This is a genomic window from Lysinibacillus sphaericus, assembly GCF_015844675.1.
Lineage (GTDB): Bacteria > Bacillota > Bacilli > Bacillales_A > Planococcaceae > Lysinibacillus > Lysinibacillus sphaericus_E.
In genome coordinates this window covers 43,171-58,787 of record NZ_LDGC01000007.1, presented here as the reverse complement: position 1 = coordinate 58,787, position 15,617 = coordinate 43,171, and the positions used below count along the sequence as shown (strand labels likewise).

Here is a 15,617-nt window from a genome sequence, read left to right as displayed (position 1 = left end):
AATAAGCAATACGTAAGATGGCATGAGCAACGGATATTCCAGCTCGTTTTTTACCCTTTCGAGTTGCAGTCCGTCTATATAATGCGCCTAGATAGGTTTTAGATCCTCTGACCGAATGAGCTGCTTCGATTAGAGCCGATTTCAAGTATTTATTGCCTTTTTTCATAGTAGAGGATTTCCTTTTTCCTGCACTTTCATTGTGTCCAGGTACTAGTCCTGCCCAAGAACAGAGATGTGCTGCACTTGGAAATTGCTGTTTTACATCAGTTCCGATTTCAGCTAGGATTTGTTCCGCCATTCGAGTGGCGATCCCTGGAATAGAATCCAATCTTTCGATATCTTCTTGGTGTGTAGAAAGTCGGCAAGCTACTTCTTGATTTAACAATTCAATTTGTACAGTCAGAAAATCAATATGAGTAAGAATGGTTTTAATCATTAGTCGTTGATGTGGTTGGATATAGCCACGAAGTGCGAGTTCAAGTTCTGCTTTTTTCTTTTTCATTGAACGTCTAGCGAAACCAGCCAACTTTTCTGGATCATTTTCACCTTCGGCAATGGCACGAAGCATATCAAGAGAAGAAACTCCCATCACATCTGATACAACAGAACCAAGTTTAATATTCGCACCTTCGAGTACCTTTTGAATGCGGTTATGTTGTCTCGCACGTTCTTCAATCATACTCCGACGATACCGAACTAATTCTCGTAATTCACGTTGGGTGCGATTTGGAATGAAACTAGCTTTTAGTAATCCATGACGAAGTAACTTGGCGATCCATTCCGCATCTTTAACATCAGTCTTACGACCGGGAACCGCTTTGATATGTTGGGCATTCACAACTAAAAATTCGATATTCTCAGCCTCTAGTATGTTTACAATAGGCTTCCAAAATACACCTGTACTTTCCATAGCTACGTGAGTACAACCGTGTTCTTTAATCCAATCGATTAATTGCAATAAAAAAACCGTTTTAGTAGAAAAACTTTGAATCATTTTGCCTTCTGGTGTCATAATACATGCGGTAATCGAATCCTTATGAATATCCATACCACATGCACGTTCAATGATGACTTCCATTAGAAACATCCTTTCTACGGCCAATCAAATTAGAGGCTGGTGCAGCAACCTGAGTAGGATGAATCTCCCATGAGTGCTTCCCGTGAGGGAGCGACAGTCAGTGATACACCGTGGTCGTTGGAGTCAGACTAACGGAAGGGCTCAAGGCACCATAGTTTATCGACCTTCCTCTCCCAGCCGTAGTATACAATACCCGTTCTGAGTACATTTTCATCTTCTGTGGTGTAGCGCTGGTTTTTGCGCTACATGGATGGCTAACGGGTGCTTTAGTTGAACAAAAAAGTTAAGGTAGCCTTGTTAAAAGCAATCTAACAAGGCTATTTTTTTACTTCATTAATTATCTATTTAAACTGCTCAAAATGATTAGAAACCCATCGCTTCTGATTTTCTGCAACATATTGTTCAACTGCTATCAATCTGTTCACCAATTCTTCTTTTGTAAGCTGGATATACTTTTTTTTAGCATTGTTTACATCACGTTCAGGGGAAATCCTTCTTAATGTTGCTTCATCAAATTTAAAGGGCATTACAGACTTTTTACGTGTATTCTTCACTTTGTATGTTCTACTATGCATTTGATAATAGGTATGTAAATCATTATTTTTTTTAATTGTATTAGGATGTATTCCTTTTCCTTTTTTATCAAATTGTTTTGAATGCTCACTAATATTGTGATACGTCACCGGGATACCTTGTTCAATGAGAAAATCTATCGTATTAATTCCTATAGAAACTAATCGTTCTTTAAATTCCAGTCTACTTGTAATCGTTTATTAGTCCTTCATCCATTATAACTTCTACCATATTTGAAGACCCCATCCTAAGTTTAGGTCTACGTTTAGGGCTCGGTATACTATAAAGCTCCACCAAAAACTACTTATAAGCATCAAAAAAATGAATAGTAATCGGAATAGGTTTCCCATTGCCATCATACAAATAATTTATAAAATAATAGTATGAAAATGAATAAATATTAGTATAATGTTCTATTTATGTATTTTTATGCTATAATACAACTGTAAACGGACGTATGAAACATATTCTATTGCATGAAAGAAGTGTTTATTTGAGTTTATATGTAGCGTATGTGTTGGTAGGACTTGCGATTGCCATGCCTGTTGGGGCCATTACAGTAGAAATGACAAAGCAAGGACTAAAAAATGGGTTTATGCACGGTTGGGCTGTCGGACTTGGTGGTATGACAATTGATATTGTATTGGTTTTTGCGTTATATATGGGACTAGCTACCATTTTAGCAATGCCTATCATTCAAATCCCTATGTGGATTATAGGGGCTGGATTTTTATTCCTTTTAGGACTGGATTCTATCAAAAATGCTGATCATGATATTACGCTAGCAGGAGAGAAAGTGACAAAATCATTTTTTACTTCTTATCGTAATGGTTTACTAGTTGCAATTTCGCCTGGAAATCTAGTGTTCTGGGTAAACGTTTTCGGTGTTGTACTAGCCAAATCATATGGGCAAGGGGAGTCATCGAACTTTCTAGTGATTGCTGCAGGTGTTCTGAGTGGCATATTGTTACATGATATAAGCTTGATGGCCATTATTTCGGTTACTCGTAAAGCGATGAGTCGTAAAGTCATTAAGTCGCTTACAATGGTAGCGGGCGTATTACTAATTGGATTTGCTGGATATTTTATTTATGAATTTATACAAGCTATAAAGAGCTATATCTAAGGCTATTAACTTCAACAGTGTAGCAAAAGAAGCTGGCTTAACGAAAGCGAACTTATATAATCATCCTGACATTCGAGAATGCATAGAATTCTAGTAATGCAAGAGTTAAGCGAGATTAAGCAAATCAAGACGCTATGATTGCTTCTCTTAGACGGAGAATTAAGAAATTAGTAGAAAGAATTGAAGAGTTGGAAGATGAAAACAAAAAATTACGCAAAATAGAAAGTACAGAACTAGCATATTATATGAAAAATTACTTTCTGTAGCTTTGTAAAAAAGATTAATATAGATTGATAATTTGTAATAAAGTTTGATAAAAATCATCTCCTTAGTTATCCTTTGAGATGGTTTTTTTATTGGACATTAATGTTAAAACTGATGTTTATCTTGTGAAGAATTTCTTCCAATCCTTCCACCGTATGGTCCACTTTATCAAACGAACTTAACAATTGACCAAATGATTGCTATTCAACGCTCTCATAAAATTGGCGTCAAGAATTTAAATAAATGGAAATTACCGGTGAAGGGAGAGTAATTGGGGATTTGTGGTATTATATAGTGAGCGAAGAAACAGAATAAAATTTTCCAACGAGCTTCGCAAACAATTGAAAATTGAAATTACCAATAGGGGGTCCTGCCGACAAAATTTAGAAGGATAAATCAGTTCCTACTTTTATAGAATAGGCTGAAATGGTATTTACGTAGGTTATAGTAACAGCTAGGTTTTAATAGCTGAGAATTAAAAGGAGAGATTTCATTATTTATGTATAAAAATTTTTTTGGAAAGTGCTTAGTAACTTTTTTTGTTTTACTTTTACTTATTCCTGTTTTTACAAATCAAAAGGCTACAGCTAATTCACTACCTCAAAATGAAATGCGTGCAGCCTGGATTGCAACAGTATCTAATATTGATATGAAGGCAGGTATGAGTAAAATCCAATATACTCAATGGGTTCAAAGTACCTTAGACAAATTAAAAGCTGATAACTTTAATACAGTTATTTTTCAAGTTAAGCCATTAAATGATGCGCTGTACCCGTCTAAGCTTGCTCCATGGTCATCGTATATAACAGGCAATACACAAGGGACCAATCCAGGTTTTGATCCATTGCAAATAATGCTGGACGAAGCACATAAGCGAGGATTAGAACTTCATGCTTGGGTAAACCCATATAGGGTCACTATGCCTTCGCAATCTTTGTCTAATCTTGCTGCCGATAATGTAGCCCGTAAAAATCCTAATTGGGTAGTGAAATACGGTAAACAATACTATTTAGATCCTGGTTTGTCGGAAGTTCAAAATTACTTATTATCAACCATAGAAGAATTAGTAAGCAACTATGATATCGACGCTGTACATATGGATGATTACTTCTATCCTTATAAAATAAAAGGAGAGACTTTTCAAGATCAACAAACTTTTAAAAAGTATGGTGGCTCATTCAATAATATTGAAGACTGGCGCAGAAATAATGTTAATCAATTAGTAAAAAAGGTTTATGCAAGCATTAAGGCAATTAAACCCCATGTTCAATATGGAATATCTCCGTTTGGAATTTGGCGAAACAAAGGGCAAGATTCTACTGGTAGTAACACGAATGGAATGAGTAACTACGATGATCTTTATGCTGATACAAGACAGTGGATTAAAGATGGAAGTATCGATTATATTGCTCCTCAAATCTATTGGTCCAGAAATCATAAAACAGCAAATTACTCTGTTTTATTAGATTGGTGGGGAAGAGAAGTTCAAACGTACGCAAAAGTCCATCCTGTTAATCTATATATTGGCATGGCCAATCATAAAGTTGGAAATGATTCTGATACTGCATGGAATAATAAGACGGAACTTATCAGCCAAGTAATCGCCAACAGAGCAAATAAAAATGCTCAAGGACAAATGCATTTTTCTCTAAGAAGTATTAACAATAACGCTCTTGGATATGCTTCTTATCTAAATCAGCAACTATACAATTATAAAGCTTTAACACCTACAATTTATTGGAAAGGCTCTGCAATACCTTTATGTCCAACTGATGTTAAATTGAGTAAAGAGTCTTTAGGCATGAAGCTTACTATTACAGATGAAAATAGTACTCAACCTAGGAAATATGTAATATACCGATTTGATGGAACAAAAGAAGGATCATATGAAGACGTTAAAAATATAGTTGACGTGGTTTATAACACACAAGGTAATACTGTTTATGTAGATACTATTGCAAATAATAGTAAAGTATACACATATGGTATAAAGTCTATATCTGCTACAGGTGTGGAAAGTAAAACTGCTTTTGTTCTAAAAGACGGAAATCCTTACCAGTAGCAATAGAGCCAACACCTGAAGGGGCAGAGCAACCAGAAAAACCTGTAGATCCAAAGCCTATTGGTAGAAAATAATCGATCTTTTTTATAAAAACCAATCTTAAATTTGAGGGATAGAATCCATTTTGATCAATCTTTTTTCAAAATGGATTCTTTTTATTTATCGTAAAATGCTGGCTTGTGAAGAATTTGAATTTTTGATCAAACTTTAGTTTAAAGCAACACTTTCTCTTCTTTGTCAATTTAAAATCACCACTAATACTATCTTTCTCTCCCCAGAAAAACCACATATATTTATTTGCTTTATTAGCAATAAACTTTTCTTTCTACTGCCGCACCTGTTTTACCCGATCCGACCAAAAGACCAACTTTCCCTTCTTCACCAATCAACAAATACTCACCCTTTGTCCCGTCACCAAAAGTAACAGGTAATGAAAAAGAAGGACTTACCTCTCGATTTTCCTTCTCATTAATATTGTTAAAACCGACAAGTGTCATTAAGAATAGCACAGGAATCAACATAATCATTTTGTTCCTCATATTGCCCCCCTTATCAACTAGATAGACCTGTTATTAAACCTGAGATAAACGATATTCTCTACTACTTCAACATTATTACAAATACACCTTCTTCTTCAACTAGCCTGCACCATTAGTTGAAGAAGAAAAAGATGGGATCTCTGTGGAATCCCATCTTAAAGTAAAGCCCCAGTTAATTCAATAAATATATACTTTATTCAATAAAGGTGATAATACAATTAATTAAAGACCGTAAAGAGGTGTATTCAGGAAAATGAAAAGGATATTACTCGTTTTTACACTCTCCTTTGTTCTAATTATATCTTTTCAAACAACAACCGTTTCATCATCTGAACCAACGCAAGACTCTAACCAGCTTAGATTACAGGATATGCTTATGTTAATGCTTACTCCTTATATAGAAAAAGATTTAAATAGCTATTATTTATCCTAAGATTTTAAAGGATTTTTCACCTCATGTCACACCATGGAAAATTGAAGTTATTGAAACTAGAAGAGTAAATAGTTTCCGTGGTTTTATTTTGCAAATTACATTTGAAATTGAACCTACTGATGGTGGACAGGGGATTCCAGTAGGGAAGGACCGAATGACGTATGAAGTTTCTTTTGGACCAGAGGTTAAATTAATAAATCACACGCACTTAAAAACATATAAATATCCACCAGAATAATTACGTAATTTATACTGACTTTGTTCAACTAACCTGCACCGTTAGTTGAATAAGACAAGATAAAACAACAATCGTTACGAACAGAATCATAAAAAATAGGCCAAATATATTTTAAATATAAAATATGTTTGATCTATTTATTTACATACGTTTGAAGGTTGTCACCCTAAGATAACCTAATGATCGCACTTTTTATTGTTCCTAAGTTCATGGTCAGTGAACTTTGTATATGCATGGATGCAAGCTAAAATTTCCTCTGCTAATGAAAAGTTCAGCATATGTAAATTTTAGTATGGGATTTATTAAACCTTACTATGATTGCTTTCTTTGAAAAACTGTAAGATATAAAATCATGCAGAGAATAAGGATTGTCCCAATAAATTGAAAACCTCCAAAGGTAATTTTAAGCCAAAGCACACTCGTTATAACAGCTGTTAGGGGCTCCAGACTACCAAGTAAACTCGTCTCTTTAGGCGATAAATAATTCAAACTAGCAATATAAAACCAAAATGCTAGCATTGTCCCGAAAATAACGATAAATAAAAAGTAAACGATAGTCGACAATGCCCAGTTTGACACGTCAATTTGCCATGGCTGATGGAAGAGGCTCATTACAATCCCGCCAATAAACATTGACCAGCCTACGACTAACAATGAATGAAATTGCTGTAAAAGTGGGACTGCATATAACGTATAAAAAGCAGCCGAAAGACCAGATAAAATCCCCCAAAACACGGCCATCGCTGGTACAGAAAGTGTAGACAACGAGCCATTTGTTAGTAATAAAAAAGTACCAACAAGTGTAAAAGTTACAGCGATTCCATCCTGCCTTGTCAATTGACTGTGCTTCGTTATTAAATAATAGGCCATAATAAAAAGTGGTGCTAAATATTGCAATAAAGTCGCAACAGCTGAGTTACCTATAGCAATCGACATCATATAAGTATATTGAACCGCCAGCATTCCTAATAAACTAAATAAAATTTGTCTAAAGGCATTTTGCTTTGTCCGCCACATCATGAAAATAGACTCTTTGCGATGTGTAAGTTTATAGGCAGTAATGAGCAATAGGCCAGCTAAAAGGAGACGACTGGAAACGAGCCAGCCAACCTCTATATTTTCCTGCTGAAAAAGCTTTTGAGCGACGGTACCACCAATACCCCAAAAACTTGCTCCTAGAATGACAAGTATAAAACCAAGCGTACGATTTTTCTGAGCTGATTGATTCAACTTAAAACATCTCCTAAACTATCAATATAAAGAAATTATAAAAAATGTTTGGCGTAAAAAATATCGATTTAAAGGGTTAATAATATCAATATATTGAGGTGAGCTAAGTAGTGGTGTTAACACATATTAAAATTGCAAAGGATTTACAAGAACTTACGTTACATGGGACGAAAGAATTTCCAGTTGCACTGTATGAGACGCTTTTGCGATTAGATCGTTTAGATTTTTTACCGTTACATTGGCATAAAGAAATTCAATTTGTCTATGTGAAAAGTGGCCGTGTGGAATATCGTGTAGGAGCAGATGTTTTTGTACTTGAGGCGGGGGAGGGACTATTTGTCAATGCATCAGGCTTACATGAAGCAAAGCCTTTTCAAGTAGAACAGGCTACAATTTTGTGTATTAACGTGGACCCGTTGCTATTAGGTGGACATAAGGACAGCATTTTTGCCACTAAATATGTACTACCTTATATAACGAACAATAGACTGCCTTATGTCAAGCTTTCTGGCCAATTGGCGCAAAAAGTAGACATCGTGGCTAAATTACTACAAGAACAAGCCGTTTTTTATGAGCTAAAGGTATGGAGAGAGCTATTAGTCATTTGGGAAACTGTTTTGGCACAATCAATGCTAACAGAAGAAATACTGGATCCAGCATTTATTGTCCAGCATGAACGAGCGAAGGATATGCTTGATTATTTACATACTCATTATCAGGAAAAGATATCTTTAGAAAGTTTAGCTGGTCATGTTTTTTTAAGTCGTGCAGAATGTAGTCGCTTTTTCAAAAAAATGGTCGGCATGACACCATTCACATATTTACTACACTATCGTCTTCGTAAAACTATGGAGCTATTACGAGATAGTGAGCAATCCATCACTACAATTGCTACAACTACAGGCTTCAGTACAGTAAGTTACTATATTGAAAAATTTAAAACATATACAGGATACTCCCCATATGTATATCGTAAACAATTTTTTGATAAAGGAAAGTATTGAAGTGGAACAGAATCGAATACTCGTGTTTATCTAATGAAATAGGGATGTCTACTTATTTTGTAATTTAATTATAGTGAATAGAATAAACTTGGAGGTGGCTCAATGAAAAAATCGATGTTCCGGATTTTATTCGTCATTCTTTTTTTACTTTCTGCGTGTACTAATGCAAAAACGCAAACATTAGAAAAATTTTATAAGGATGCAAAAATTGAAACTGTAGATAAAGCAATCATTCAAGATGGTTCAACTGGTTATTCTAAAACGATTACAAAGCAAGAACAAATTGGTGAATTGCTAAATTTGATTAAAGATATAGAATTTACGCCACTAGATAATCAAGAAGAACGAACAGGCTGGCGATATGGTATTGCTCTTTTTGATGGCGAAAAAGAAATTATATTTACGCTTAGTGAAATAGACGATATCTATTACGACTCAAAGCCGGATATTTATCCAATCGTAGAGAATTATTACAAACAATTAGATATCGAAGAAAAATAAGGATGTTAAAACTAGACCTCTTAATCAGGGGTCTTTTATTTTCCCATTCTAATGTCTCGATAGTTGAAATAAGCATTTACCACTGGCTTTGTTAAGACATGTGAAAAGTTTTTGAAAATTAAAGGGTTAGTTCCTGCACTTTATCGCTGAACATATTGACAATAATAACCATATAAAATAAAGTAAAGTTAATAGTAAAGATACCTTTACTATTAACTTTACTTAAAGGAATGAATGAGTTATGGCAAAGGATGAAGAACTTATCTATAAGCTTGTGGAGGAAATAAATAAAGCTATTTATTCGATGGATGGTCATTTCATAAAGCTACATCAAAATCTAATCAGTGATGAACTTTCTCCTAAACAAATAATTTTATTGGATTTTATTAACAAAAATAGGGTAGTGACGATTGGACAAATTGCGAGTTATATGAATATAACTTCTAGTGCGGTCGGACAGCTAGTTAGTAAACTTGAGGAACAGCACTATGTATCTCGGAGCATTAATCCGGAAAATAGACGTGAAATATTTGTGAGTCTTGATACGTCAGGCATTAAGTATTTTGAAAGGGAGGAAGAAATAAAACGATTTATTATCTCGAGATATTATTCAAAACTTGAGTTAAATGAGATCGTGCAATTAAAAGAGATTGTTCAGAAGTTAAACCAAATTGTATTAAAGGAAGGAATTATACATGAAATAAATGATAAGGGAGAGATTTAACATGATTGCATTAAAGAAAAAGCAAAATATATGGCTAGCATTTTTGTTAGTCGTACTTGCCAGTAATTTTACGCTTTATAACACTGGGCTCGGCGCATCCATTTTACCACCTGAAACAAAGGGCGTTGTTATGGGCTCATTAATTGATTTTGTCCTTATTATACCTGCTTTATTTCTGCTTTATAAACGAAAGTTTTCTATAAAACAAGCGGTACTATTAGCAGCATCTGGTTGTATTGCAGCCCGTTTTATTATTCCAATAGAACATCTACAGCCATTTGTTGCAGTAACTTGGGCTGGGTTTGCGATTGAAGGTACGATTATTCTATTAGAAATTTTAATCATTGCAACGCTTGTTCGTTATATGCCAAGGATTTTAGCGGATGTACGATCAACTACTTTACCAGATTTGTTTTCATTTCCAAAAGCAGTTGAAAAACATGCACCGAAGCATCCTATTATCCAATTTCTTTGCACAGATTTTTTAGTGTTTTACTACGCTTTTGCAAGCTGGAAGAGAAAAGAGCGACCTGGGTTAACCTTGCATAAAAATTCGAGCTATATTGCCTTTATCATTATGCTAATCCATGGAATCGCCATTGAAACAATAGGGATCCATTGGTGGCTCCATGAGAAATCCCTTGTTCTATCTATTCTATTGCTTATTTTAAATGTATACTCTGTTCTATTTTTTGTAGCGGAAATGCAAGCCATTCGTTTAAATCCTGTTCATGTAACATCTGATAAACTGTATTTGTCATTAGGATTGATGAAACGAGCAGAAATTCGCTTTGATCAGATTGAAGAGCTTATTGAGGATAAGGAACAGTTGGAACAAAAATTAGCCAAAGATACAATTGATTTTATAGCACGTGATTTTGAAGCGGTATATCCACAGTTTATATTAAAAATGAAGGAGCCTGTGGAAGTGACTTTGATGCTGGGGATTAAAAAACGTTATAACAAAGTAGCCATTAAAGCTGACCAAGCACAGGAATTTAGAAAAATGCTTCTACAAGGAATGGAATATAATGGATAATAAACAACAGGTGTTAGCAAACTAAGCTAGCACCTGTTTCATTTGGACAATCAAAAAATAGAGGATGATATTTGTTAAAATACATACCATTTATATAAAAGTTCATTGTAGTGGAGACTGGGCGCTCCTTGGGGATCAGCAATAGAGGAACGAAGGCTAAAACCATCACGTCCTGTGATAACGCCTTCGTGACCAACATCATGTTGGCCTGAGACCCTAGAGCGAGCATCACGAGTGAAGCGGCTCATCGGACGCCCCTAGAAAGCGCCCAGTCGGAACGGAAATCAACCTCACGTTTTGAGCCTTAAATTACAAGACAAATAACAAGGATACACAATAACGGCAGATCGACAAAGAGTGCATGTGTACTCATTAAAATGGCGGCACCTTGCGCTTTTAATTCTTCTAAAATCATTAGAAGCTTACGCATTGCCTGCGGATCTAGGCCCATAAATGGTTCATCTAAAATATAGGTAGAATGCTTATCAAGAAATGCTAATATAAGCATTACTTTTTGCTGCATACCTTTGGAAAACGTTGTTGGATAATCGTGTAGCTTATGGTCCAGTTGAAAAATTTTCAGTAATTCATTCGCACGATTTGTTAAAGAATTCTCCTTACCAGCTACACGTAAATAAAAATCTATATGCTCCCACAATGTAAAATACTCATACAAAATTGGTCTTTCAGGTACGTAGCCGTAAGTTTCTATTGTTACTTGACCATCCACTACTGGTAGTACACCCATCATTGCTTGCAATGTTGTACTTTTACCTGCCCCATTGGAACCGATTAATTCAACGAGTTCACCGCTATTTACTTGAAATTGAATGTTTGAAATAATGGCTTCGTCTTCTACATAGCCACCTTTATGTATGTTAATATCTATTGTCATTCACTTCCTCTCTTTGTTTATTTACGAATGGAAGAGGAAAATGTTTCGAGTTTTAGCTCTTTTTGGGGAAATAAAATATTAGAAGATAATTGACTCTTACAATTGCTCACCTACTTAATCTAGGTGGGCAATTGCATTTAATACGTCTTCACTCACTGCAGCCCAAAATTGTTGCTGTACTGCATCACAATACATATATAGGTCTTTATTTTGGACATGCTCATATAGCTCGGAAATTGCTTCTTTATGAAAAAGAAGTTGATGATTTAATGCCTCCCGTTCTTCCTCAATACAAAACGATTTATACGTATCTGCAAGACGTTCAAGCTTTGCTAACTTTTGTTTCGTTCCCTCGTATTGTCTTTGATGAAAGCGTCCTACTGCTGTAGTCATCGAGATCTTTGCTCGATGCTCGGTATTTAATGTGCGCAATTCTTCCTGACGAATAGCTACTCGATACCAAAATTCATAGCGAATAGGTAAGTCTTTTAGCTCGTATGTGAGCAGGGATTTTAAAATAAAACTAACATGCTCAAAAGTATCTATAATCTTCTCTGACTCTTTAAAAATACCAAACATACAGCCACCCCCGTTTAGTTTAATACTACGAACAAAGAGTAAAATCCTTTAAATTTTTGATAATATTCGGAAAAGTCATGAAGCAAAAAAAATACCCCAAAGATTATTAGAAATCTAACTATAATACAAGCTCGAATTGTTGGAAAAATGAATAGAAATTTGCATTCTCTCAGATGGTGCATGGAGTGCAAGTGAGTAGGGGAACGAAGCTAATTCACGTCCTGTGAAAGGCTTAGTGACCAACATTTTGTTGTGGCTGCCGCTTCGCTTTCGCACAGAAAACATGTGTTTCCAAAAGTGACTTTTCGGACTCCTCTAAAAAGCGCTCGAAACAGAAAGTAATTCCACGTATGATGATGCGCCTTCTAATTCATAAAAACAGACAAAATGATTAATTGACCATCTACAAAAATATATATTCATTCGCACTAGTTTTTACCTAGGTTAGAATCTAGTGTTTTTGAATCTAGTGTTTTCTATTGAAGGAAAAAAGTTGTTGAGTTATCGCAAAATTCCCTATTTTTCGTAAAGAAATAGACTGTTTTTGAGAAATAGCATTTACAAAATAAAAATAAATGTGTTAACTTAAAAAATATAAACAGTTAACTTAAAAAGAGGGGGTAGGTTAACGATGCAACATTTTTGGGTTGTAGGGACAGATACAGACGTCGGTAAAACGATTGTCACTACATTGCTAATGCGTCAATTACAAAAGCATGATCTACAAGTCACGCCTTATAAGCCTGTGCAAACTGGCGAAGTTTGTGAGAATGGGTATTGCTATTACTACGATACAGCAATGTATGAAAAGTATTCATTACAAAGCCTAAAGCAAGAAAATTTAAATGGTTATTCGTTTAAGGAAGCTGCATCACCACATTTTGCTGCACAGCTGGAGGGTCAGCAAATTAATGTGGAGTATTTATTACAGCAAATTCAGTTGTTACAGCAAGCATACGATGTCGTGATTTGTGAGGGAGTAGGGGGACTTTTTGTTCCGATAGATACATATGGAGAACATACACTGCTTGATGTCATCGTTCGAAGTAAGCTTCCAGTCGTTCTTGTCACACGAACAACACTTGGAACAATTAACCATACATTGCTTACTCTTGAGGCATTACGTGCTCGTAATATTGATGTTCTTGGTCTTGTATTTAATGGAGATACAGGCAGTCAGATGGAACAAGATAATGTAAAAATGATTTTACAACGTCATGATTTGCCATATGCGACGATTCCAAAGCTACGGGATATTTCACAGATTGTTGACTTCTCTATTTCACACACATCTTTGTTTGAAAGGTTGGTCAAATATGAAACAATCTTTAACTGAATTGCAGAAGAGAGATTTACAGCATGTTTGGCATCCTTGCTCACAAATGAAGGACTATGAGCAATATCCGCCTATTGTTATTAAAAAAGGACAAGGTGTATGGCTGTACGATGAACATAATAATCGCTATTTAGATGCCGTATCTTCCTGGTGGGTAAATTTATTTGGACATGCGAATCCACGGATAAGTCAAGCATTAAGCGATCAAGCATTTACATTGGAGCATACGATCTTTGCGAATTTTTCACATGAACCTGCCATTAAGGTGGCAGAAAAATTAGTTGCCTTAACGCCAGACGGTTTAAATAAAGTATTTTTTGCAGACAACGGCTCGTCGGCGATAGAAGTAGCACTCAAAATGAGTTTTCAATATCATATGCAGACGGGAAAAACTATGAAAAAACGTTTTTTAGCTTTAACGGATGCTTATCATGGTGAAACACTTGGTGCCTTATCTGTTGGTGGGGTAGGGCTATATAATGAAGTGTATCAGCCACTGTTGTTGGATACTGTACGTGCGCAAGGACCAGATTGCTTCCGATGTCCTTTTCAAGAGAATCCAGGAAGCTGTCAAGCCCAATGTATACAATTTGTTGAAGACGAGCTTCGTCAGCATCATGAAGAAATTACAGCTATTATTATTGAGCCGCTCATTCAAGCAGCTGCTGGTATGAAAATGTATCCTCCGATTTATTTGAAGCGCTTACGAGAGCTTTGTACAAAATACGATGTTCATTTTATCGCAGATGAAATAGCAGTAGGTTTCGGACGTACAGGTACATTGTTTGCTTGTGAGCAAGCGGGTATTGTTCCAGATTTTATGTGCCTATCAAAAGGTATAACGGGTGGTTATTTGCCACTATCCGCAGTTTTAACGAATGATGATGTATACAACGCTTTTTATGATGATTACGGTACAATGAAAGCTTTTTTACACTCCCATAGCTATTCCGGTAATACACTTGCTTGTCGTGTAGCCCTTGAAGTTTTGACCATGTTTGAAGAAGAGCAAGTAATCGACATGATAAAACACAAAGGTGAACGGATGCGAAGGCTAGCTAAGCAGGCATTTGAAAAGTTGCCGTTTGTTGGTGAATATCGGCAGGTTGGACTAGTTGGCGCTATTGAATTAGTTGCCAATCGTGAAACAAAAGAGCCACTTCCAAGTGAGGAACGTATCGGTTATCAACTATCTAAACGTGCATTAGCAAAAGGCTTACTTATTCGTCCTCTTGGCAATATATTATATTTCATGCCTCCATACATTATATCTGATGATGAAATGGATTTTATGATTGATACAACAAAAGAGACGATCATGCAATTTTTTGAGGAGCGGGAGGGAGTGAGTTGTTCAAACGACAATCAACACTGTCACTTGTGATGATTGCGATGTTTGCCGCTTTAACCGCAATCGGGGCATTTATTAAAATACCGCTACCAGTAGTGCCCTTTACATTACAAATTGTTTTTGTTTTTTTAGCAGGTAGTTTGCTCGGTAGTCGAAATGGATTACAAAGTCAGCTCGTCTACATAGGGGTTGGTTTAGTTGGTTTGCCAGTTTTTACACAAGGTGGGGGGATCACCTATGTATTGCAACCGACATTTGGCTTCCTGATTGGCTTTGCACTAGCCGCCTTAATTATTGGTTTCATGATTGAAAGAGTGGATACGCCAACGAAAAAACATTTTATCGGTGCAAATATTGTCGGACTAATTATTATTTATGGGGTGGCGGTTCCGTATTTATATGTAGCTTTGAATTTCTGGTTACACGTGAAAACGAGCTGGTCACACATTTTCGTAGTTGGGTTTTTAAACAGCATTGTGGCTGATTTTTGCTTAGCGATAGCTTCTGCAATTTTGGCCGAGCGTCTTTACAAAGTTTTTCATTCAGCAAGAACAATAACTTCTTTCAGCTGAAGTAAAGTATCCAGCCAATACAGATGTGAGAAGAATGCAGATTTAAATTGTTTTCTAGCTGTTGATCACAGAT

General features: G+C 35.7%; 15 protein-coding genes and 1 pseudogene. 10 read left to right on the top strand and 6 right to left on the bottom strand.

Translation table 11 applies throughout. The features are described from left to right. Positions 1-1,078 (bottom strand): IS110 family transposase (locus tag ABE34_RS02740; protein ID WP_197140306.1); only part of this gene is annotated, 1,078 nt, incomplete at its 3' end. A gap of 341 nt (positions 1,079-1,419) precedes the next feature. Further along, entirely contained in the window at positions 1,420-1,761 is a 342-nt protein-coding gene (locus ABE34_RS02735) for a hypothetical protein (RefSeq protein WP_346655512.1), read from the bottom strand. 383 nt (positions 1,762-2,144) lie between these two features. On the opposite strand from ABE34_RS02735, the gene ABE34_RS02730 reads away from it, so the two are divergent. Together ABE34_RS02730 and ABE34_RS02725 are read left to right on the top strand one after the other, a co-directional pair. Continuing rightward, on the top strand, positions 2,145-2,777 hold the full coding sequence (locus ABE34_RS02730; protein WP_197140303.1) for a LysE family transporter: 633 nt from the start codon (positions 2,145-2,147) through the stop codon (positions 2,775-2,777). Between the two features lie 763 nt (positions 2,778-3,540). Next, positions 3,541-5,103: a glycoside hydrolase family 10 protein gene (locus ABE34_RS02725; RefSeq protein WP_197140301.1), complete on the top strand. Its 1,563-nt coding sequence runs from the start codon at positions 3,541-3,543 to the stop codon at positions 5,101-5,103. Positions 5,104-5,408: 305 nt separating this feature from the next. Here the strand turns inward: ABE34_RS02725 and ABE34_RS02720 are convergent, their stop codons facing one another. Beyond that, on the bottom strand, positions 5,409-5,642 hold the full coding sequence (locus ABE34_RS02720) for a hypothetical protein (protein ID WP_197140300.1): 234 nt from the start codon (positions 5,640-5,642) through the stop codon (positions 5,409-5,411). Between the two features lie 253 nt (positions 5,643-5,895). Here ABE34_RS02720 and ABE34_RS25760 point away from each other — a divergent pair. Next, a pseudogene (locus tag ABE34_RS25760) lies at positions 5,896-6,313 on the top strand (DUF3888 domain-containing protein). 312 nt (positions 6,314-6,625) lie between these two features. On the opposite strand, the gene ABE34_RS02710 reads toward ABE34_RS25760, so the two are convergent. Continuing rightward, entirely contained in the window at positions 6,626-7,543 is a 918-nt protein-coding gene (locus ABE34_RS02710; protein WP_197140299.1) for an EamA family transporter, read from the bottom strand. Positions 7,544-7,653: 110 nt separating this feature from the next. Between ABE34_RS02710 and ABE34_RS02705 the strand changes: the two genes are divergently transcribed. From ABE34_RS02705 to ABE34_RS02690, 4 genes are all read left to right on the top strand, one after another. After that, complete coding sequence (locus tag ABE34_RS02705) at positions 7,654-8,547, top strand: helix-turn-helix domain-containing protein (protein WP_197140298.1); 894 nt, start codon at positions 7,654-7,656, stop codon at positions 8,545-8,547. A 102-nt stretch (positions 8,548-8,649) separates the two neighbouring features. Next, positions 8,650-9,048, top strand: a complete 399-nt coding sequence (locus ABE34_RS02700; RefSeq protein WP_197140297.1) for a hypothetical protein — start codon at positions 8,650-8,652, stop codon at positions 9,046-9,048. A gap of 241 nt (positions 9,049-9,289) precedes the next feature. Next, the gene (locus ABE34_RS02695) at positions 9,290-9,772 is read left to right on the top strand and encodes a MarR family winged helix-turn-helix transcriptional regulator (RefSeq protein WP_197140296.1); all 483 of its coding nucleotides are present in this window, start codon (positions 9,290-9,292) and stop codon (positions 9,770-9,772) included. Between the two features lies 1 nt (position 9,773). Further along, complete coding sequence (locus ABE34_RS02690; protein ID WP_197140295.1) at positions 9,774-10,811, top strand: beta-carotene 15,15'-monooxygenase; 1,038 nt, start codon at positions 9,774-9,776, stop codon at positions 10,809-10,811. A 304-nt stretch (positions 10,812-11,115) separates the two neighbouring features. Here the strand turns inward: ABE34_RS02690 and ABE34_RS02685 are convergent, their stop codons facing one another. Both ABE34_RS02685 and ABE34_RS02680 read right to left on the bottom strand, forming a co-directional pair. Further along, positions 11,116-11,706, bottom strand: coding sequence for an ATP-binding cassette domain-containing protein (locus tag ABE34_RS02685; protein WP_197140293.1), 591 nt, complete (start codon positions 11,704-11,706; stop codon positions 11,116-11,118). A gap of 114 nt (positions 11,707-11,820) precedes the next feature. Beyond that, entirely contained in the window at positions 11,821-12,285 is a 465-nt protein-coding gene (locus ABE34_RS02680; protein ID WP_197140291.1) for a hypothetical protein, read from the bottom strand. 631 nt (positions 12,286-12,916) lie between these two features. On the opposite strand from ABE34_RS02680, the gene bioD reads away from it, so the two are divergent. Genes bioD through ABE34_RS02665 form a run of 3 tightly spaced genes read left to right on the top strand, consistent with a single transcriptional unit; the run spans position 12,917 to position 15,544 of the window. After that, positions 12,917-13,621, top strand: a complete 705-nt coding sequence (bioD, locus tag ABE34_RS02675) for a dethiobiotin synthase (RefSeq protein WP_197140289.1) — start codon at positions 12,917-12,919, stop codon at positions 13,619-13,621. Further along, positions 13,602-15,005, top strand: coding sequence for an adenosylmethionine--8-amino-7-oxononanoate transaminase (gene bioA / locus ABE34_RS02670; RefSeq protein ID WP_197140287.1), 1,404 nt, complete (start codon positions 13,602-13,604; stop codon positions 15,003-15,005). Before bioD ends, bioA begins: the two co-directional genes overlap by 20 nt. After that, positions 14,972-15,544: a biotin transporter BioY gene (locus ABE34_RS02665; RefSeq protein ID WP_197140285.1), complete on the top strand. Its 573-nt coding sequence runs from the start codon at positions 14,972-14,974 to the stop codon at positions 15,542-15,544. The genes bioA and ABE34_RS02665 overlap by 34 nt, the downstream gene beginning before the upstream one ends. Positions 15,545-15,617 lie beyond the last annotated feature (73 nt).